This window comes from Rhizobium sp. BR 249, from assembly GCF_047445895.1.
Taxonomy (GTDB): Bacteria; Pseudomonadota; Alphaproteobacteria; order Rhizobiales; family Rhizobiaceae; genus Rhizobium.
On sequence record NZ_JARWKX010000001.1, the window covers coordinates 274,809 to 293,364 of the forward strand.

General features: G+C 62.6%; 20 protein-coding genes and 1 pseudogene. 13 read left to right on the forward strand and 8 right to left on the reverse strand.

Annotation, left to right across the window (positions count from 1 at the left end; genetic code table 11):
* Positions 1–64 precede the first annotated feature (64 nt).
* The 3 genes from QD408_RS01360 (at position 65) to QD408_RS01370 (ending at position 3,439) form a co-directional block, all read left to right on the forward strand.
* Positions 65–340 (forward strand): AbrB/MazE/SpoVT family DNA-binding domain-containing protein, encoded by a 276-nt coding sequence (locus tag QD408_RS01360; protein WP_414138086.1) that lies wholly within the window; start codon positions 65–67, stop codon positions 338–340.
* Positions 327–716 carry a type II toxin-antitoxin system VapC family toxin gene (locus QD408_RS01365; protein WP_088684424.1) on the forward strand — a complete coding sequence of 130 codons (390 nt, stop codon included), beginning with the start codon at positions 327–329 and terminating at the stop codon, positions 714–716. Before QD408_RS01360 ends, QD408_RS01365 begins: the two co-directional genes overlap by 14 nt.
* A 230-nt stretch (positions 717–946) precedes the next feature.
* Positions 947–3,439 carry a DEAD/DEAH box helicase gene (locus QD408_RS01370; protein WP_414138087.1) on the forward strand — a complete coding sequence of 831 codons (2,493 nt, stop codon included), beginning with the start codon at positions 947–949 and terminating at the stop codon, positions 3,437–3,439.
* A 71-nt stretch (positions 3,440–3,510) separates the two neighbouring features.
* Here QD408_RS01370 and QD408_RS01375 read toward each other — a convergent pair.
* A pseudogene (locus QD408_RS01375) lies at positions 3,511–3,669 on the reverse strand (LysR family transcriptional regulator); the annotation flags it as partial.
* Positions 3,670–3,751: 82 nt separating this feature from the next.
* Positions 3,752–4,312, reverse strand: coding sequence for a methylated-DNA--[protein]-cysteine S-methyltransferase (locus tag QD408_RS01380; protein WP_414138088.1), 561 nt, complete (start codon positions 4,310–4,312; stop codon positions 3,752–3,754).
* A gap of 170 nt (positions 4,313–4,482) precedes the next feature.
* Between QD408_RS01380 and QD408_RS01385 the strand changes: the two genes are divergently transcribed.
* The 4 genes from QD408_RS01385 (at position 4,483) to ybaK (ending at position 7,157) form a co-directional block, all read left to right on the forward strand.
* The gene (locus QD408_RS01385; protein ID WP_414138089.1) at positions 4,483–5,082 is read left to right on the forward strand and encodes a 2'-5' RNA ligase family protein; all 600 of its coding nucleotides are present in this window, start codon (positions 4,483–4,485) and stop codon (positions 5,080–5,082) included.
* A 73-nt stretch (positions 5,083–5,155) separates the two neighbouring features.
* The gene (locus tag QD408_RS01390; protein ID WP_414138090.1) at positions 5,156–6,217 is read left to right on the forward strand and encodes a succinylglutamate desuccinylase/aspartoacylase family protein; all 1,062 of its coding nucleotides are present in this window, start codon (positions 5,156–5,158) and stop codon (positions 6,215–6,217) included.
* Between the two features lie 113 nt (positions 6,218–6,330).
* On the forward strand, positions 6,331–6,681 hold the full coding sequence (locus tag QD408_RS01395; RefSeq protein WP_414138091.1) for an ArsC family reductase: 351 nt from the start codon (positions 6,331–6,333) through the stop codon (positions 6,679–6,681).
* Between the two features lie 2 nt (positions 6,682–6,683).
* The gene (gene ybaK / locus QD408_RS01400; protein ID WP_414138092.1) at positions 6,684–7,157 is read left to right on the forward strand and encodes a Cys-tRNA(Pro) deacylase; all 474 of its coding nucleotides are present in this window, start codon (positions 6,684–6,686) and stop codon (positions 7,155–7,157) included.
* Between the two features lie 11 nt (positions 7,158–7,168).
* Here ybaK and QD408_RS01405 read toward each other — a convergent pair whose 3' ends face one another.
* Complete coding sequence (locus tag QD408_RS01405) at positions 7,169–7,612, reverse strand: MarR family winged helix-turn-helix transcriptional regulator (protein WP_414138093.1); 444 nt, start codon at positions 7,610–7,612, stop codon at positions 7,169–7,171.
* A 103-nt stretch (positions 7,613–7,715) separates the two neighbouring features.
* Between QD408_RS01405 and QD408_RS01410 the strand changes: the two genes are divergently transcribed.
* Both QD408_RS01410 and QD408_RS01415 read left to right on the forward strand, forming a co-directional pair.
* The gene (locus tag QD408_RS01410) at positions 7,716–8,399 is read left to right on the forward strand and encodes a glutathione S-transferase family protein (RefSeq protein ID WP_414138094.1); all 684 of its coding nucleotides are present in this window, start codon (positions 7,716–7,718) and stop codon (positions 8,397–8,399) included.
* Between the two features lie 127 nt (positions 8,400–8,526).
* On the forward strand, positions 8,527–9,780 hold the full coding sequence (locus QD408_RS01415) for an aminopeptidase (RefSeq protein ID WP_414138095.1): 1,254 nt from the start codon (positions 8,527–8,529) through the stop codon (positions 9,778–9,780).
* Here the strand turns inward: QD408_RS01415 and QD408_RS01420 are convergent.
* Positions 9,728–10,639, reverse strand: a complete 912-nt coding sequence (locus QD408_RS01420) for an EamA family transporter (protein WP_414138096.1) — start codon at positions 10,637–10,639, stop codon at positions 9,728–9,730. The two genes, QD408_RS01415 and QD408_RS01420, sit on opposite strands and share 53 nt — an antisense overlap.
* An 81-nt stretch (positions 10,640–10,720) precedes the next feature.
* On the opposite strand from QD408_RS01420, the gene QD408_RS01425 reads away from it, so the two are divergent.
* Positions 10,721–11,218 carry a MarR family winged helix-turn-helix transcriptional regulator gene (locus tag QD408_RS01425; protein WP_088684413.1) on the forward strand — a complete coding sequence of 166 codons (498 nt, stop codon included), beginning with the start codon at positions 10,721–10,723 and terminating at the stop codon, positions 11,216–11,218.
* A 1-nt stretch (position 11,219) separates the two neighbouring features.
* Here the strand turns inward: QD408_RS01425 and QD408_RS01430 are convergent, their stop codons facing one another.
* Together QD408_RS01430 and xseA are read right to left on the reverse strand one after the other, a co-directional pair.
* Positions 11,220–11,810, reverse strand: a complete 591-nt coding sequence (locus QD408_RS01430) for an NAD(P)H-dependent oxidoreductase (RefSeq protein ID WP_414138097.1) — start codon at positions 11,808–11,810, stop codon at positions 11,220–11,222.
* 2 nt (positions 11,811–11,812) lie between these two features.
* Positions 11,813–13,393 (reverse strand): exodeoxyribonuclease VII large subunit, encoded by a 1,581-nt coding sequence (gene xseA / locus QD408_RS01435; protein WP_414138098.1) that lies wholly within the window; start codon positions 13,391–13,393, stop codon positions 11,813–11,815.
* 318 nt (positions 13,394–13,711) lie between these two features.
* On the opposite strand from xseA, the gene QD408_RS01440 reads away from it, so the two are divergent.
* Entirely contained in the window at positions 13,712–13,954 is a 243-nt protein-coding gene (locus QD408_RS01440) for a hypothetical protein (RefSeq protein WP_088684411.1), read from the forward strand.
* Between the two features lie 12 nt (positions 13,955–13,966).
* On the opposite strand, the gene QD408_RS01445 is transcribed toward QD408_RS01440, so the two are convergent.
* On the reverse strand, positions 13,967–15,814 hold the full coding sequence (locus tag QD408_RS01445) for a hypothetical protein (RefSeq protein WP_414138099.1): 1,848 nt from the start codon (positions 15,812–15,814) through the stop codon (positions 13,967–13,969).
* 158 nt (positions 15,815–15,972) lie between these two features.
* Between QD408_RS01445 and QD408_RS01450 the strand changes: the two genes are divergently transcribed.
* Complete coding sequence (locus tag QD408_RS01450; RefSeq protein WP_414138100.1) at positions 15,973–16,980, forward strand: glycosyltransferase; 1,008 nt, start codon at positions 15,973–15,975, stop codon at positions 16,978–16,980.
* Complete coding sequence (locus QD408_RS01455; RefSeq protein ID WP_414138101.1) at positions 16,977–17,354, forward strand: GtrA family protein; 378 nt, start codon at positions 16,977–16,979, stop codon at positions 17,352–17,354. Before QD408_RS01450 ends, QD408_RS01455 begins: the two co-directional genes overlap by 4 nt.
* On the opposite strand, the gene QD408_RS01460 is transcribed toward QD408_RS01455, so the two are convergent.
* Positions 17,355–18,341: a Gfo/Idh/MocA family protein gene (locus QD408_RS01460; RefSeq protein ID WP_088684407.1), complete on the reverse strand. Its 987-nt coding sequence runs from the start codon at positions 18,339–18,341 to the stop codon at positions 17,355–17,357.
* Between the last annotated feature and the right edge of the window lie 215 nt (positions 18,342–18,556).

Sequence of the window (18,556 nt, forward strand, 5' to 3'; positions counted from 1 at the left end):
GCATCTTGAATAAAGCAGCCAGTACAACTATCTTACCTTTGTCTTACCTGCGGAACTCAAGCTGATGGCGCGCGCTGAAAACCTCATCACCACTGTTTCCACCAAGGGACAGGTCATTCTTCCCAAAACCGTGCGCCAACGGCGGGAGTGGGAAGCCGGCACTCGTCTGATTGTCGAGGAAACCCCGGAAGGGGTGCTGCTGAGGCAAGCCTCTGCTTTCGCGCCGACACGGCCGGACGACGTATTCGGCATGCTTCCCTTCGGCGGCGAGCCGAAAACCCTGGAAGACATGGAAGCCGCCATCCTAGCTGAAGCCCGCCGCCGCCATGATCGCGATTGATACCAATCTCATCGTCCGATACTTGACGGGCGATCATCCGGAACAGTCTCCTCGCGCACGTGAGATCATCGACGGACAACCGGTTTTTGTCGCCGTTACGGTGATGCTGGAAGTCGAATGGGTGCTGCGCAGCGCCTATGGGTACGGCCGCTCGGACGTTGCCCGCGCACTTCGCGCTTTTGGCGGACTGGCTAGGGTGACGATTGAAGAACCAACAGGCGTTGCCGTCGCGTTCGATCTCGCCGAGAAGGGAATGGATTTTGCCGATGCCCTCCATCTTGCCAAGGCGGCTCACTGCGACGCGTTCGTTACCTTTGACCGCGGCTTCATAAGATCCGCCCAAGCGGCGGGCTATGAGACTGTCCGGGAAGCCTAAAATCAATTCACCAGACCTGCCGGCGGCAGCATTGAGCCGATAGCCATGGACCGCATCCTACCGCCGGTCGGAGCTGCGTATATTTTTCGGAAGAGCGGATGCATCCGGCTTCGAATCTCGATAATTCTTCTGCGGCGACGGTTTACCCTACGGCAAAGGAACTCGCCGATACCACGGGGTAAGCCTGGAAGAATGTTACGCGGAAAACTCTTCTGAATGGATGTGCTTCGATGAAATCCAAGCCCGGAAACGTGAAAGCGGCGGCCAAGTCGAACCAGGAACCCAAGCTGTCGCGTACCCACGCGCCCGCCGATCTGTCGCCGGTGGACTGGCAGCGCGGCCTGCGCCGCCAATTCGGCCGGGGGCAGGCTTTCGGACTCGAGAATCTGACCGGCGAGCCGTTTTTCTCCGAGTTCAAGGTCAGCAATCCCGTTTCGAATTCCAGCTACCGCGTCGCGATTCGTGGTCGAGGCCCCGGCGGCAATTTCTGTTCGTGCCCCGACTACTCCACCAGCGAACTGGGCACCTGCAAGCACATCGAATTCACGCTTTCCCGGCTGGAGAAGAAGCGCGGCGCCAAGACGGCGTTTGCGCGGGGCTATCAGCCGGCATTTTCCGAACTCTACCTGCGCAATGACGGCCAGAGGCGCATCCATTTCCGGGCCGGAACCCAATGCCCGCAGGCTGTGAGGCAAGCCGCGGCGGCCCTGTTCGACGCCGAGCGCGACGGCATGCTTCCGGACGGCCGCTTCGGCGAACTGGAGCTTTTCATGGCCACGGCGTCCGGCAGCGACCATGAGTTCCGCGCCTACGACGATGCGCTCGACTTCATCGCGGGAAAAAGGGATGCAGAACGGCGAGCCTCGAAGCTCGACCAACTTTTTCCGCAAGGTGCCGCCGACCCCGGACTGCAGACGCTCCTGTCGGTGCCGCTCTATCCCTATCAGGCCGAAGGCGCGCTGTTTGCGACGCGGGCCGGGCGGGCGCTGATCGGCGACGACATGGGGCTGGGCAAGACAATACAGGCGATCGCCGCTACGGAAATCCTGGCGCGGCATTTCGGCGTATCGAGAGTGCTGGTGATCTGCCCGACTTCGCTCAAATACCAGTGGCAAAGCGAAATTGCGCGTTTTTCGGGCCGAGGCGGCGAGAATGCGGCCCGCGTCATCAACGGTGGCCGGGCGGAGCGGCAGAAGGACTTCGCTCTGGACGATTTCTGCAAAATCACGAACTACGAAAAGCTCAAACCCGATCTCGACCTGATCACCGCCTGGGCGCCTGATCTGGTCATTGTCGATGAAGCGCAGCGGGTAAAAAACTGGAACACCATTGCGGCGCGCGCCTTGAAAAGCATCGACAGCGCCTACGCGATCGTTCTGAGCGGAACGCCCCTGGAGAACAAGCTGGAAGAGCTGGTTTCCATCGTCCAGTTCGTCGATCAGCACCGTTTGGGGCCAACCTGGAAGCTGCTGCACGAACATCAGGTCAAGGACGAAAGCGGACGCGTCATCGGCTATACGGGGCTGGAAAAGATCGGCCAGACACTGGCGCCCATCATGATCCGCCGGCGCAAATCCGAGGTGCTGCGGCAACTGCCGAGCCGAACCGACCAAAATTTCCTGGTGCCGATGACCGAAGGTCAGATGCTTTGCCACCAGGAAAACGCTGATGTCGTGGCGAGAATCGTCCAGCGCTGGCACAAGACGAAATTCCTTTCGGACAAGGATCAACGCCGGCTGACCTGTGCGCTGCAGAACATGCGGATGTCGTGCAACAGCACCTATCTCCTGGACCAGGAGACCGACCACGGCGTCAAGGCAGACGAACTGGCGGCGCTGCTGGATGAACTGTTCGCCGATCCCGAAGCCAAGGCGGTCGTATTCTCCCAATGGACCCGCACCCACGATATCGTCATCCGCCGCCTCGAAGCGCGCGGAATCGGCTATGTCAGTCTCCATGGCGGCGTTCCGTCGGAAAAACGTCCGGCGCTGCTCGAGCAGTTTCGCAACGACCCGGCCTGCCGCGTCTTCCTGTCCACCGATGCCGGCAGCACGGGGCTCAATCTGCAGAATGCATCGACGCTCGTGAACATGGATCTGCCGTGGAACCCGGCTATTCTTGAGCAACGCATCGCCCGCATCCATCGCATAGGCCAGGCGCGACCGGTGCAGGTCATCAATTTCGTCTCGAAGGGCACCATCGAAGAGGGCATGCTTTCGGTTCTGGCGTTCAAGCGCTCTCTGTCCGCCGGAATTCTCGACGGCGGCCTTGGTGAGATTTCGCTCGGCGGCTCGCGCCTCAACCGCTTCATGAAGGAAGTGGAGAACGTCACCGGGAACATGGGCGAAGGCGAAACCGTGACGCCGGCCGAGGAAGTGTCGAACTTCGCCGTCGCTGACGATGCTGTGTCCGCGGACGATCTCCAAGCGGATGCCGAGCCCGCCGCGGCGGCAAAAGCGGCCGTACGAACCGAAGCCGCCGGAGCGCCGCCGCCCGATGCCGCTTCCGATCCGTGGCAAGCGCTGGCCCAGATCGGCGTGCAGGTCGTTGCCGCGCTGACTGCGGCCAACGATTCCGATGCAGCGGCGCACCCCTGGGTCGAGCGTGATTCGGCCACAGGCGCGCGGAGCCTGAAGATACCGCTGCCGCCGCCCGAAACCGCGGCGCAAATCGCCAATGCTCTTTCCGCGCTTGCCGATAGCCTGCGGGGCGGGATCAGGTGATCGGCGGCACAGCTAACGACGGGCAGTCCTCCTGATATAATCGACCAGCGCACGCAGCTTTAGCGGCTGCCGACAATATCGAATTCGTCGTCGGTGACGGTGATAGCGAGCTTGATTTCAGGGCAGGCTTCCATGAAGCCGGCCAGCAATGTGCCGGAGAGGAAGCTTTCGGCAATCAAGGAAACGGTGATCCTTAGCAGGCCGCCCGGACGTGCCTGCATCTCGCGCAGCCCGATGACGTCGATGTCAGCGAGATCATCATCCGGCCGACCGCCAGCCCCTATTGAGCTGGCGGCAAGCTCGTTTCGTCTTCTAAAAGAGGAGCGATTGTTGAGCAGGCGGCGGGCCGAGCTGGACGCCTTCGAGCTCCAGCATGCGGGCCTTGGACGACGAACCGCCGGGGGCGGAGAAGCCGCCGATCTTGCCGCCGGCGGCGAGCACGCGATGACAGGGGATGATGAGAGCGACTGGGTTCTTCGCCATCGCCTGGCCGACGTCGCGGGCGGCTTCCGGCCCGGCACCGAGTTCTCTCGCCAGCGCGCCATAGGTGGTCGTGCTGCCCCAGCCGACGCGCCGCGCCGCCGCATAAATATCCTTGAAGAAGGCGTCCTGGCCGGCAAGATCGAGCTCGACGCCGGAAAAATCCGTCTCTTCTCCCTGGAAATAACGCTGCACGGCGGCGATCGTCTCGATCACGCCGGGCGTCGGCGCGCCGGGTTCGGCATCCGGCAGACGGCGCAGCAGCAACCGCTCGGTCGCTTCCGCGGTTTTGGTCGGCAGTTGGAAACGGACAATGCCGGCGTCGCTCCAGGCGATGCCGCAGAAACCGCCTGCGGTTTCGAAGATGAGATAGTGGTGCACTGCTTGGGCCATGACACAGCCTCCGCGTTTTCGATTACCACCAAAATCATATGGGACGGGCGCTGTTTCAACCCGTTTCTTGCAGATATCGTTCTTTTTTTGTTCTTGATATCCCATCCTCTCGGGATATCCTTCGTCGTTCCTCTCCAACGATGAAGCGGGTGATGACGGCCTGACAGCCCATGAACCAGATTTCCTTCGACTTCGGCCATGGCCAAAACCAGCCTCAGCGGCGGGGCGGCGGCGGACACCGGCTGTTCTTCGCTCTCCGTCCTCCCGCGAGCATCGAGGAGCGGGTGGCTTCGATCGCCGGTGACTATGGCAAAACCTTCTCCCTTTCCGCGGAACCGCGGCTTTCGACGCTGCACGTGAGCGTTATCGGCGTCGGCGACTATGAGGACCTGCCGGAGGATGTAATTTTCGCGGCGCGCCAGGCGGGCGCCACGGTGGAGAGCGCGCCGATCGCGATCAGTTTCGACAGGATCATGAGCTTCAGGCGGGAGGGCAAGGCGCGCCCGCTCGTCCTTTGCTGTGAAGGCGGGCTGAAACCGCTCACGCGGCTGCATGTCCAGCTGGGCGTCGGCATGCACAACACGGGATTGCCACATAATATCAGCCGAAATTTCACGCCGCATATGACGCTACTCTATGACCGCAAGGCCGTGCCGGCGACGACCCTCGACGGGCCGGTTTCATGGACGGCGGATGAATTCCTGCTGATCCACAGCCTTCTCGGAAAAACCGAATACCGCATCATCGATCGCTGGCCGCTGCTTGGCTGAGCTTGCGCTTCTCCAATGTCCGCGCATAAAACTCGGAAAACCTGTTCGAGATACAGACGGGAGCCAAGACAGCATGGACGTTTCAGAGATCATCATCCCAGGCGATACGCCGGGTACGGAGTGGCGGCTGCCGGTGCTGCGGTTTACCGGCCGCGATCCGAAAGCGCCGAAGACCTATATCCAGGCCGCTCTCCATGCCGGCGAATTGCCGGGCACGGCGCTCCTGCATTTCCTCTGCGAGCGGCTGCGGCAGGCGGAAAGCGAAGGTAAGATCGCAGGCGATATCACCATCGTACCGCAGGCCAATCCGATCGGCGCGGCGCAATCGCATTTCGGCGAGCTGCAGGGCCGTTTCGACCTCGGCTCCCGCACCAATTTCAACCGTGATTTCCCGCTGATCTCCATTGCCGATCGGGCCGAACTGGTCGAGGACGTCGATGATTATCCGGCTATCGACAGGTTGAAGCGGCAGCTCCTGCATATGGCGCTCGGGGCCGATCTGGTCCTCGATCTGCATTGCGACGACGAATCCCTGCAATATGCCTATATCGACGAGGCCTTCTGGCCGGAAGCGGCCGATCTTGCCGCCGCGCTCGACATGAAGGCCGTGCTGCTTTCGGACGGCGAAAGCTCCGCCTTCGAGGAGGCCGTCGGCTTTGCCTGGAAATATCAAATCCCCGGCGAACGCCGATCCTGGCTGCCAGGCAAACTCTCCGTCACCGTCGAACTGCGCGGCAAGCGCGATGTCGATCCGGTACTGGCGAAAAAGGATGCGGGCGGGCTCTGGCGTTTCCTTGGCGCACGAGGGATCGTCAGCGGCGCAATGGCACCGGCAGCCGCATTTGCCGGTCCGGCCGTGCCGCTCGACAATGTCGAGATCATCCGCGCACCCGAAGGCGGAGCCGTACTCTTCCATCGCAGCATCGGCGAGCGGATTGCCGCAGGCGATCTTCTGGCGACGATCGTCACCCGGCCGGGTCAGCCTAGCGGCAGCATCGACTTGCATGCACCGCAGGACGGGCTGATCCTGACCCGAACGTCCGACAGGCTGGTGCGGCGGCGCGGCGACCTGATGAAGATCGCCTGCGACAATCCGAGCAAAGCCTCACGTAAAGCCGGCACGCTGGAGAATTGAGCGTCTCTTCCCGGATGAATGTGGGGCAAGGATCAAGGGATAAAACGCCGCACGGCGTTTGCGCCGGCCATCGTGCATGCTATCTCGCTGTCATCACAGGGAGATCGATCGGCATGGCCGTCACCATCTATGGCATCAAGAATTGCGACACGATGAAGAAGGCCCGCGGCTGGCTGGAAGAACACGACGTCGCCTATGAGTTTCACGATTATAAGGCGCTCGGCATCGACCGCGGCCATCTCGAAGCCTGGATCGACGAAGCCGGTCTCGATACGGTGCTCAACCGCGCCGGCACGACCTTCCGCAAGCTTCCCGATGCCGAGCGCGAGAACCTGACCCGGGAAAAAGCGATCGCGCTGATGCTCGACCAGCCGTCGATGATCAAGCGGCCGGTGCTGGAGGCGAAGGGCAAGCTGCTGATCGGCTTCAAGCCGGACATCTACGCCGGTGCTTTCGAGCGCTGACAATGTCCAAGATCACCCGTGCGACGCAGGCTCTTTCCCAGGCAGGCATCGCCTTCACCATCCATAGCTATGAGTACGACCCCGGCGCCGAGCGCGTCGGGCTGCAGGCGGCGGAAGCCTTGGGCGAGGCCCCGCACCGAGTTCTGAAGACGCTGATGGCGGAGGTGGACGGCAAACCGGTCTGCGTCGTCGTGCCGTCGGATCGCGAAGTCAGCATGAAGAAGCTCGCAAACGCCTTTCACGGCAAGTCGGCCAATATGATGAAGCCTGCCGATGCCGAGCGGCTGACAGGTTATCATGTCGGCGGCATCAGCCCCTTCGGCCAGAAGAAGACGGTGCCGACGGCGATCGAGGAGGCGGCCCTTGCAGAGCCGCTCGTCTATATCAATGGCGGGCAACGCGGGCTGCAGGTGCGGCTCGATCCGAAGGATGCGTTGAAGGCGCTGAAGGCCGTCGCCGCGCCGCTGATCGCCTGATCCTCCTGGGCCTATAAGAAGCGGTCGAGCAGACCGGCAATCGCTCTCGCCTCGCTTTCGGCAAGCCGACTGCCGATATGGGTCTCGATCGCTTTGCCATAGATAGCCCACATGCGCTCGCGAAGCTGGCAGCCGGCATCGGTGATCACCACCCAGCGGCCGCGTCCATCGTCTGCGAAGACCTCGCGGCGGACCAGACCTTCTCTTTCCAGCCGGTCGAGCAGGCGGGAGAGATTATACTGCGCCAGCAATGTGCGCTCCTCGATCTCATAGGGGCGCAGCCTGCCCTCTTCCGAGCGCGCCAGTTCCCACAGCACGTCGTACCAGGCGAGCGGCGGCATGCCGGCCGCTTTCAAATCGGCTTCGATGGCGCCGAGCAGCCGCTCGCGGGCGCGCATGATGCGTGTCCAGGCGGAGACGGCGGCTTCACTCGGTTCGTGCATATCCTCAGACATAAATGCAATTACATCTATCTTGAATTTCTCCGCAAGCGATATTAGATGCATTTGCATGCAATATGAGACGGCCGATCTTTTCCGCAACATCCAGGAGACTTCCATGAGCAGGCTTACCCTCATCAGCCATCACCTCTGCCCCTATGTGCAGCGCGCCGCGATCGCGCTTCTCGAAAAGGGTGTACCCTTCGAGCGCGTCAACATCGATCTTGCCGACAAGCCGGACTGGTTCCTGAAGATCTCGCCGCTCGGCAAAGTGCCGCTGCTCCGGATAGAAGAAGACGATGGCCGCGAAGAGGTGCTGTTCGAAAGCAGTGTCATCTGCGAATATCTGGAGGAAACGCAGGCGGGTGCCGCCCTGCATCCGGCCGATCCGCTGACCCGTGCCCGCCATCGCGGGTGGATGGAGTTCGGCTCGTCCGTGCTGTCCGATCTCTGGGGTTATGAGACGGCGCAGGATGCGGCGCAGCTGGAGGCCAAGCGTAAGGCGCTCGCCGCCAAATTCGCGACGATCGAGGATGCACTGGCGGACGGCCCCTATTTCGCCGGCAGCCGATTCAGCCTCGTCGATGCCGTCTTCGCGCCGGTCTTCCGCTATTTCGATCTCTTCGATACGCTCGGCGACAGCCGCATCTTCGACGGGCTCGAGCGGGTCAAGCGCTGGCGCAAGGCGCTGTCCGAGCGGGCAAGCGTCAGGGACGCCGTCAGCGAAGACTATCCGCAGCGGCTGACGGAGTTCCTCGAGAAGCATAACTCGATCCTGCTCAGGCGACCGGCCGCTGCTTGAGGCGCGCGAAGCGGCCGGGCATGCGTCCGAGCGCCTTCAATTCGGTAGTGATGCGCTTCATTTTCGCCGCAAACGGGTCTAAGTCTTCCAGCCTCCGAGCATCGATGACAGAAGGCAGGTTACACCCATGACTTTCATGCCCCAGAGCCAGAACACCGTTGATCCCGTCAAGCTGGAAAAGCTTGCAGAAGTCGCCGTCAAGGTCGGTTTGCAGCTGCAGAAGGGTCAGGACCTGGTGATCACCGCCCCTGTCGTGGCGCTGCCGCTCGTCCGCTTCATCACCAAACACGCCTATCAGGCCGGCGCCGGGCTGGTCAGCACCTTCTATTCCGACGAGGAAACGACGCTGGCGCGCTATCAATACGGCAGCGACGAGAGCTTCGACCGCGCCTCCGATTGGCTCTACGAGGGCATGGCCAAGGCCTATGCCAACGGGGCGGCCCGTCTTGCGGTCTCGGGCGACAATCCGATGCTGCTTGCCGAGCAGGATGCCGGCAAGGTCGGCCGCGCCAACCGCGCCATGTCGACGGCTTACAAGCCGGCGCTCGAAAAAATCTCGAATTTCGACATCAACTGGAACATCGTCTCCTATCCCAACCCGTCCTGGGCCAAGGTTGTCTTTCCCGACGACCCGGAACCGATCGCGATCGCCAAGCTCGCCAAGGCGATCTTTGCCGCCTCGCGCGTCGATGTCAGCGATCCCGTCGCCGCCTGGGCCGAACACAATGCCAATCTCGCCAAGCGCTCCGCCTGGCTGAACGGCGAGCGCTTCGCCTCGCTGCATTTCAAGGGACCGGGCACGGACCTGACGGTCGGCCTTGCCGACGGGCATGAATGGCATGGCGGCGCATCCACCGCCAAGAACGGCATCACCTGCAATCCGAACATCCCGACCGAGGAAGTCTTCACCACGCCGCATGCGCTGCGCGTCGAAGGCCATGTTTCGAGCACCAAGCCGCTTTCGCACCAGGGCACGCTGATCGACAACATCCAGGTGCGCTTCGAGGGCGGACGCATCGTCGAGGCCAAGGCCTCGCGCGGCGAAGAGGTGCTGAACAAGGTGCTCGACACCGACGAGGGCGCGCGCCGGCTCGGCGAAGTGGCGCTCGTACCGCATTCCTCGCCGATCTCGGCGAGCGGCATCCTCTTCTACAACACGCTGTTCGACGAAAACGCCTCGTGCCACATCGCGCTCGGCCAATGCTATTCGAAGTGCTTCCTCGATGGGGCAAAACTGAGCCAGGAGCAGATCAAGGCGCAGGGCGGCAATTCCAGCCTGATTCATATCGACTGGATGATCGGCTCCGACAAGGTCGATATCGACGGCGTCAAGCCCGATGGATCGCGGGTTGCGGTGATGCGTCAGGGCGAGTGGGCCTGACCGGCATCATCGCGCGCTGACTGAGCCAGACGCTGGCGAGCACCATGGCGAAGCCGGCAATCTGCGCCGGCGTCAGGCTCTGGCCGAGCGCCAGCCAGCCGAGAAGGGTCGCGACGACCGGGCTCAGGAAGCCGAGCGAAGCCGCGGCCGAAGGCTCGATGCGAGAGAGGCCGCGAAACCAGAGCAGATAGGTAAAGGCCGCGCCGATGAGGCCAAGCCAGGCGATGCCGAGAATATTGGCTGCCGTCGGCGCCGGGAGCGCCGGCTCCAGCAGCAAGGCGACGGGCACGAGCAGGATGCCGCCCGCGGTCAATTGCCATGATGTGAAGGTCAGGCTGGAAACGGGCGGCTGCCAATGGCGGCTCAGCACCGTGCCGAAAGCCATGGAGACGGCGCCGGCGAGACCGGCGGCGACGCCGATCGGATCGAGCGCCGCATTCGGCGTCAGAACCAGAAGCGCGACGCCCGCCATGCCGATCAGGCCGGCGATGACGGCGAGGAAGCGGATCGGCTTGCCGAGGAAGAGGCGCGACAGCGCGATGACGATCAGCGGCTGCACGGCACCGACCGTCGCCGCCACGCCGCCCGGCAGGCGATAGGCCGAGAGGAAGAGCATCGCCCAGAAGAACGAGAAGTTCAGCGCGCCGAGAATGAAGGCGCGGCCCCACCAGATGCCCGTCGGCAACTTCCGAACAATGAGCAGCAGAAGCAGACCCGCCGGCAGAGCGCGCAACATGGCGACGGACAGCGGATAACCCTGCGGCAGAAAGGAGGTCGTGACGAAATAGGTGCTGCCCCAGATGGCGGGCGCGACGGCAGTCACGAACACGTCGACGAAATAGCGCGAATTTGTCTTCATCTCAAGAATCTCTATATCAAGATAAATTCAACATAGCGTATCTTATCTTGACGTCAAGATATCTGCTGATATCGATGTCGTATGGGTGAAGAGAAGCAAGATCACGTCGACCGGATTCTGGCGCAATGGCGGCGCGAGCGGCCGGATCTCGACGTCGAGCCGATGGGCATCCTCGGGCGCCTGAAGCGCCTCGGCACCCATCTCGGCCGTGAAGTCGAAGCCGTGCTCATGAAGCACGGGCTTTCCACCTCGTCTTTCGACGTGCTGGCCACGCTTCGCCGCTCCGGCGCGCCGCACCGGCTTTCGCCGGGCGAGCTTCTGGAGATGACGATGGTCAGCTCCGGCACGATGACGAACCGGATCGACCAGTTGGAAAAGGCGGGTTTCGTCGAGCGCATCGTCAATCCGCAGGACAGGCGCAGCGTGCTGATCGCGCTGACGGATAAGGGGCTTGCGACCGTCGAAGAGGCGGTCGGCGCCCATGTCGCCAACCAGCAGCGGCTGACGCGCAATCTGACGGCCGAAGACAAGGCCGAGTTCGACCGGCTGCTCAAGAAGTTCCTGGCCGATTTCGAATAGGTCAGACGACAGAAAGCGCCTCGCGGACTCGCTCTATATGCGCCTTGCGCCTGGCCTCCGTCGCCCGGTCCATGTCGTGCAGGCTCAGCATGCGGAAGACGAGCTTCTTCGAGCAGAAAGCGGCAATGCCGCGCTTCAGCAGCCGGCGAACGGGATCGCCCATATAGAGATGCACGAGCCACCAGGGCGAGCCCGTCGTCGTCAGCGCATATAGGAGCCTGATATTGGTGAGCTGAGGCACGATGCGGCCGCCGGCGGCATCATGGGTGAAGGCCACGCCGGGCGCGAAGATGCGGTCGAAGAACCCTTTCAGGATGGCCGGGAAATTGAACCACCATTGCGGAAATACGAGGACGAGACCTTCAGCCGCCTTCAGGCGGGCAACGATATCGGCAACGGCTGACGTGTCGTAAGGCGTATCGAAGTAACCGCGGCGCTCGGCTTCGGTGAGGCGCGGGTCGAAATCCTCAGCATACAGATCGATGAGATCGACGACATGGCCGGAAGCTTCCAGTGTCTCGTGAGCCGTGCGTGCCACCGAGGCGGCAAAGCTTTCCGGCAACGGATGGGCAAGCACCAGCAGGATTCGCATTGTTAGAACAGGCTTCCCTGCTTCGCCGGGTCTGCGGGTTTTGTGCTGCGCTTCTTGCCGCCGGCGGGCGGGGCGCCGCCTTCCGTGGTCATGGCGCCGACACGGCCATCGGCGAATTCGATGGCGATTCCCATGCCGGCGGAGAGTGCTGAAGCTTGCGAGACCGGCCTGTCATCCTCGTCGCGAATGACGGCATAGCCGCGCTTCAGCACGTTCTTGTAGGAGAGCGACTGCAGCACACGGTCCTGCGCGGAAAGCTCGGCGCGGGCGCGCGTCAGCTGGTGGCGGATCGCCGTATCGGCGTGGCGCGAAAGGTTGCCGAGCCGCTCGCGACCGCGGTCGGTCTGGGTCTTCAGCCGCGCCGGCAGCGAGGAGAGGATGGCTTCGGCGCGATCGATGCGGGACTTCGAACGGTCGAGCAGGCGCTCGACGGTGCGTTCAGCCCGCGCCATGCGCTCGTTCAGGAGCTGGCGGCGCTCGGCGATGCGGTTGGAGAGCACGTCAGGGCGCAGATGCGAGGCGACGCGTTCGAAGCCGCGACGCTTGTTGATGGTGGTGAGCTCCAGTCCGCGGCCGAGGCCGGCGGCGGCCTCGTCGAAACGACGGCGGGGCAGAGCGAGAAGCTGATCGAGCGACGGCAGTGCCCGCATCAGGGCACGGACGGATTGGCGGCGCTGATCCATCTGACGGTTCATGCAGCCTTGCAGGCGCGCGGCAAGAGCAGCCGCCTGCGCTTCCAGCTCTGCCTTGACGGGCACCGCCATTTCGGCAGCGCCCGTCGGCGTCGGGGCACGCACATCGGCGGCATAATCGATCAGCGTCCAGTCGGTCTCGTGGCCGACGGCGGAGATCAATGGAATTCGGCTCTCGGCGGCTGCGCGCACGACGATTTCGTCGTTGAAGCTCCAGAGATCCTCAAGACTGCCGCCGCCACGCGCGACGATCAGCACATCAGGACGCGGGATGGCGCCGGCCGGCTCTAGCGCATTGAAACCGCGAATGGCGTTCGCCACCTCCTCGCCTGATCCCTCCCCCTGAACCTTGACCGGCCAGACGAGCACATGCACCGGGAAACGATCGGAGATGCGGTGCAGGATGTCGCGGATGACGGCGCCGGTCGGCGACGTGACGACGCCGATCACCTTGGGCATGAAAGGCAGCCGCTTCTTGCGGGCGGCATCGAACAGGCCTTCGGCGCCGAGCCTGCGCTTGCGCTCCTCGATCAGCGCCATCAGCGCGCCGGCGCCCGCCGGCTCCAGCGTCTCGATGACGATCTGATATTTCGAGGAGCCGGGAAAGGTGGTGACCTTGCCGGTGGCGATGACTTCCATGCCCTCTTCCGGGCGGAACTTCAGGCGCGAGAAAGTGCCCTTCCAGATGACCGCATCGATGCGCGCACGATCATCCTTCAGCGAGAAATAGGCGTGGCCCGAAGAGTGGGGCCCGCGATAGCCTGATATTTCGCCGCGCACGCGCACCTGGTCGAAAGCCGTTTCGACGGTGCGCTTGATCGAGCCGGAAAGCTCCGAAACCGAATATTCGGCAAGGTTGGTCGGCGAATCGCTGTCGAAGACGTTGCTCATCCCTTCTTTCTATGACCATCCGCGGGAAACGGGAAGGTCGCGACCGCCCCCGAGCCCCGTTTTCCCGGCTGTTGACATCACCCGCCGGGCAGCATTCGCCCCACACGTTCCGTACACGCTCTCGTTGCAGTTTCATGCATGGCAACAAAATCGGGAAAAATCCATTTTGTCGGGGAACACATAGTTAGACTATGCGTTTCATCCGAAAGGGATTGCTAACCACCGCAATGCAAAGGCTTTTCGGCAAATCTCGCCGGTAAATCTTTGTTAGTTGGCGCTTCCTATGCTTCCCCACGTTCTCTCTGGGAAGGTGCTCAAATGATTATTCTCACAGCTGCAGCATTGGGCCTTAGCGCCGGGCAATTGCGCTCGGCTGGCGTGATCGCGTTGGTCGCCGCGCTGATCGGGATGACCTTCGCGCTGGCGGCGATATTCTCTCCCGGTCCGGTTTCACTTCTGGCGCTTCTTTATGCCATTCTCGGCTACAATGGCGGCCTCATCCTCTTCGTGCTCGGGCTCTATGCCAGCGAGCGCCTTCGTGCACTGCGCACCTCTCACTGACGACCGCCAGCGTCAATTCGCCGCAGGCCGATAGCGGAAGAACTGCACGCCTGCATCCGCCGCCTTCGGCAGCGCCTCGAGATAGGGCGGAACATGACCTTTGCCGAGCTGCGCGTAGAGCCCATCCGGTTTCAGCTTGGCGAGTTGTCGGGTCTGCGGATCGTTGGGGCAGAAGGCGAGTGTTGTAACGCCCGCCCCCCTCAAAAAAGACTCGGCCTCCTGCGGCTCTGCCATGCCGATATGCAATTCCGTCAGCATGCCGCCCTGATCGCGATGATAAGGGGCTGCGAGAACCCGATTCTCAGTGAAACGCAGAATGGAGACGCCCATTTCCGCCGGCGCGGAGACGAGGCCGACGGGAAGCCCGGCAAGCGGCGCCAGCGCCTCTTGCGATGTACAGGAATGTTCCTTTGCCGGAGCCGCCGGCTTTTTCTGCCCGTCTTTGTCGAACTGCAGCGCGAGAAGCCCGCCACCGACCGCCCAGGCGGCGGGGACGCTTGCAAGCACGGTCATCACATAGACGAGGGCAGCGGCGACATTCTCGCTGTCACTGTTGGAAATGCGCCTGATATCGATGATCAGCAGGGCAAGCGGCAGAATGGAGATGAGGTTGGAAAAGGGCGAACCGCGCACCTGCACCAGTGCGATCGCCCAGCTGATGGCGAGCAGGAAAAACAGAATCAGATGGACCTGTGTGCGGTCGCGCCGGACGATACGGAAGATGCAGACGGCGAGACCGAAGAGACCTGCCGCATAAAAGGCGCCGACGTCGTAGGGCTCAGTGCGCGCCAGAGAGAAGACCGATTTCGCCTCGGAAACGTTTCTCAGCCAGAGCTCGACCAGCATGGGATCGAGACCGGCCAGCGGATCGCTCAGGCATTGCGGCGCGATCACGATCGCCGAGCCGAGAACACCGGCGCCGACGACGGCCAGGGCCAGAAAGCGCATGGGGCGGGTAAGGCGGCTCGCAAAAACCGAAGAAAACAGCAAAAGGCCGCCGCCGATCGCCGCCAGGCTGTAATAACCGAGCGAGAGATTGTCGCAGGTGACCATGGAATAGAGCCGCGGCGGCACCGTCGCGAAGAACAGAATGCTGATCGCAAGCGCCAGCGCCAGCCCGAAGGACTGAGCGGCGACGGCGAAATCCGGTCCCTCCCATGCCCAGAGCAGGGCGACGGTCAGGCAGACGGCGGCGACGAAAGGCGTCGTCTCGGCGCCGATGGCAATGGCGACGGCTGCGGCGATGCCGGCCACCGCATAACTCCAGCCGCGACGCTGCGGATCGAGCAGCATCGCCGTCATCGTCGCCACCAGCGCCAGCTGGGCATTGTGGTGATCGATGGCGCCCGGCGCGAAACGGCTGCCGGTATAGATCACAGCGCAGGTCATGCCGAGGCTGATATGCATGCCGGCGACACCACCGATACGCCGGCCGGCAACGGCCATGGCCAGCATGGCGGGCAGGATCAGCGAGACGGGCCAGATGCCGAGCGCCAGCGCCTCGGCCGTCTCACGCGGCGTAAACAGGCTGAAGAACCAGATCAGCGAGGCGATCGGCAGGTCGATCAGCCGTGACCAGTGCATCAGCGTCCCGCCGCCGAGACCAAGACGGTATTGCATCAGATCGAACCAGCCCTGCCCCGCGAGAAAATCGCGAACCTCCACGAGACGCATGCCATCGTCGTTGTCGGGGCCGACGTAATCGGTGGCGCCGGAAAGCCGCGTGACGACGATGACGGCCGCAAGGATGACGCTGTAGGTGATGACGACCGGCCACAGGCGCGTCAGCAGGCCACGGACCCCGCTGCGACGGGCTTCAGTCGGAGATGATGCATTGGCGATCGGCTGCACAGCATTCATTGTGGTTAGCAGTTCGTTTCCATATGGCCGAACCTTAGCGGCTGCCGATCAAGAAAGTGTAAAGTTCGTTCCGGCAGCTCCGATTTTGCCTGCGTCATAGGGTCTTATTAACGCCGGGTGGTTTAGGCTCGGTACGCTTCTGTGTAACGAGTAAAGTCATGGCCCGATCGCATCCCGGTAATCTCAATATCGCCGTCCTACTTCCCTGCTATAACGAGGCGGCGACGATCGGCCCTGTCGTGCAAGGCTTCCGGGCGATGCTGCCGGATGCTGCGATCCACGTCTACGACAACAATTCCACCGACGGGACCGCGCTGCAGGCGATGCTTGCCGGCGCGCATGTCGTGCGCGAGCGGCGGCAGGGCAAGGGCCATGTGGTGCGCCGCATGTTCGCCGACATCGAGGCCGACATCTACATCATGGCCGATGGCGACGGGACCTATGCGCCCGAGGATGCGGAAGAATTGGTGCGCACGCTTCTGACGGAGCGCGCCGACATGGTTGTGGGAACGCGGCGCGGCGTGCACGCCGATGCCGGCCGTCAGGGCCATGCGCTCGGCAACCGGCTTTTCAACGTGCTCTACCGGACGATCTTCGGCCCCGACTTCACCGATATCTTTTCCGGTTATCGCGCCTTCTCGCGCCGTTTCGTCAAGAGCTTCCCGGCCGTATCGGGCGGCTTCGAGATCGAAACCGAGATGTCCGTGCACGCTTCCCGGCTGAAGCTGCCGGTCAGCGAACTGGAACTCGATTACGGCCGCCGCCCGGAAGGCTCGCACTCCAAGCTTTCGACGTTCCGCGACGGCGGCAAAATCCTCTGGATGTTCGCGATGCTGATGAAGGAAACGCGGCCCTTCGCCTTCTTCAGCACGATCAGCGCCGCCTTCATGCTGGCAAGCCTTGGCTTCATGACGCCGGTGCTGGCGGAATATTTCGACACGGGCCTCGTCAGCCGCATGCCGACCTGGGTGCTGTCGATGGCGCTGATGATGATCTCCTTCATGCTGTTCACCGCCGGCGTCATTCTCGATTCCGTCGCCCGCGCCCGCGCCGAACAGCTGCGTATCCACTATATGAGCCTGGAGACACCAAGCGCGGTCAAACTGCCGGATAACGAGGCAGCGCCCGTGTCCCGCCCGGGCCGCGACAAGGCGGATGCGGCATGAAGAAGGTCATCCGCTTCGTGATTGCCGGCGGCATCGGCTTTCTCGTCGATGCTGGCGTGCTGTCGGCACTGCTGGAGTTGACACCGCTCGGGCCTTTTCTCGCGCGGATCATCGCGATCGCCCTCGCAATGGCGGCGACCTGGGCTTTCAACCGCAACTTCACCTTCGATCGCTCCGGCCGCTCGCTCGCCGCAGAAGGCTTCCGCTACGGCTCTGTCGGCGTCACAGCGGCGCTCGTCAATTACGGGCTTTATTCCGCTCTGCTGCTTTCGCTGCCGGGGCTTCAGCCGCTTGCGGCGTTGGTGATGGCCAGCATCGCCTCGATGGTCCTCAGCTTCTTCGGCTATTCGCGCTTCGTCTTCCGCGCCGAATGATCAGACGGCCTCCCAGCCGTCCTTCTCGCTGGCGCGGTAGATCGCGTCGATCACCTTCTGGTTCAGCTTCGAATTTTCGAGCGTGACGATCTCTTCCTTGCCGTTCTTCACGGCCCGGGCGAAGGCCTCGACCTCACGCCGGTATTGACGGCTGTCCTGGAAGCGGAAAATGCGCGACTCGTTGTGGCTGCGGTCGGCAAGCTCGATCTCCTCCGGTCCCCAGCGATTGGCGTTGAACGGCGACTTTACCTCGATGTAGCCTTCGGTGCCGTGGAAGACCATGATCTGGCGGTTGGCCATCTGTGTCGAGACATAGAAGCTCAGCTCGAAATCGCCGAAATCGGCCTTGACGCTCGAATAGATATCCGTGCCGAAATCCGGGTCGCGCTCGGTGATCGCCTGAATCCAGAGCGGCTCCTTGCCGGTAGAAAAGCGTGTGCTCATGACGGGGTAGACGCCGATATCGGGAAGGCCGCCGCCGCCGAGTTCGGGAACGTTGCGCATGTTGGCAGGGTCGCGGTTGAAATAGGTGAAGGCGCCCTGGACATGCCGGAGCGAGCCGATCGCACCCTCCTCGATCAGCGAACGCACCTTCTGCCAGACCGGGGAATAGGTGACCATGTAGGCTTCCGTTACCACCACCCGGTTGCGGTCGCGGGCGGCGATCACCTCGTCGATATCGGCTGCTTTCAGCGCCAAGGGCTTTTCGCAGAGCACATGCTTGCCGGCATCGGCCGCCTTGATCGACCATTCGATATGCTGCGAGGTCGGCAACGGGATATAGACCGCGTCGATGACGTCGGAGGCGAGCATCTCTTCGTAGGAGCCGAAGGCGTGCGGTACGGAGAAGCGGTCCGCCATCTCTCTTGCGCGCGTGAGATCGCGGCTCGCAATCGCCGTGACGACGCAGTTTTCGGCGTCCTGGATTGCTGGAACGACATTGTCGCGGCCGATCTTCGCCGTTGAAATGATACCGAAGCGCAACATGATCAATCTCCCAAAGCTGATGTCCGCGAACCTTATTCAGGCCCTAGCTGCGGCGCAATGGCGCGACCGGAAATCACGGAAGTTTGGTTTCCCTCACGCCCGGATCGCACTAGGTTAGTTCAGATAGTCAGAGCATGATGTCCTCCGAAAACCGCTCACACTTTTCGGCATCATGCTCCGGGACGGCGTTCTGCCGTATCCGCGATTTCAAACAT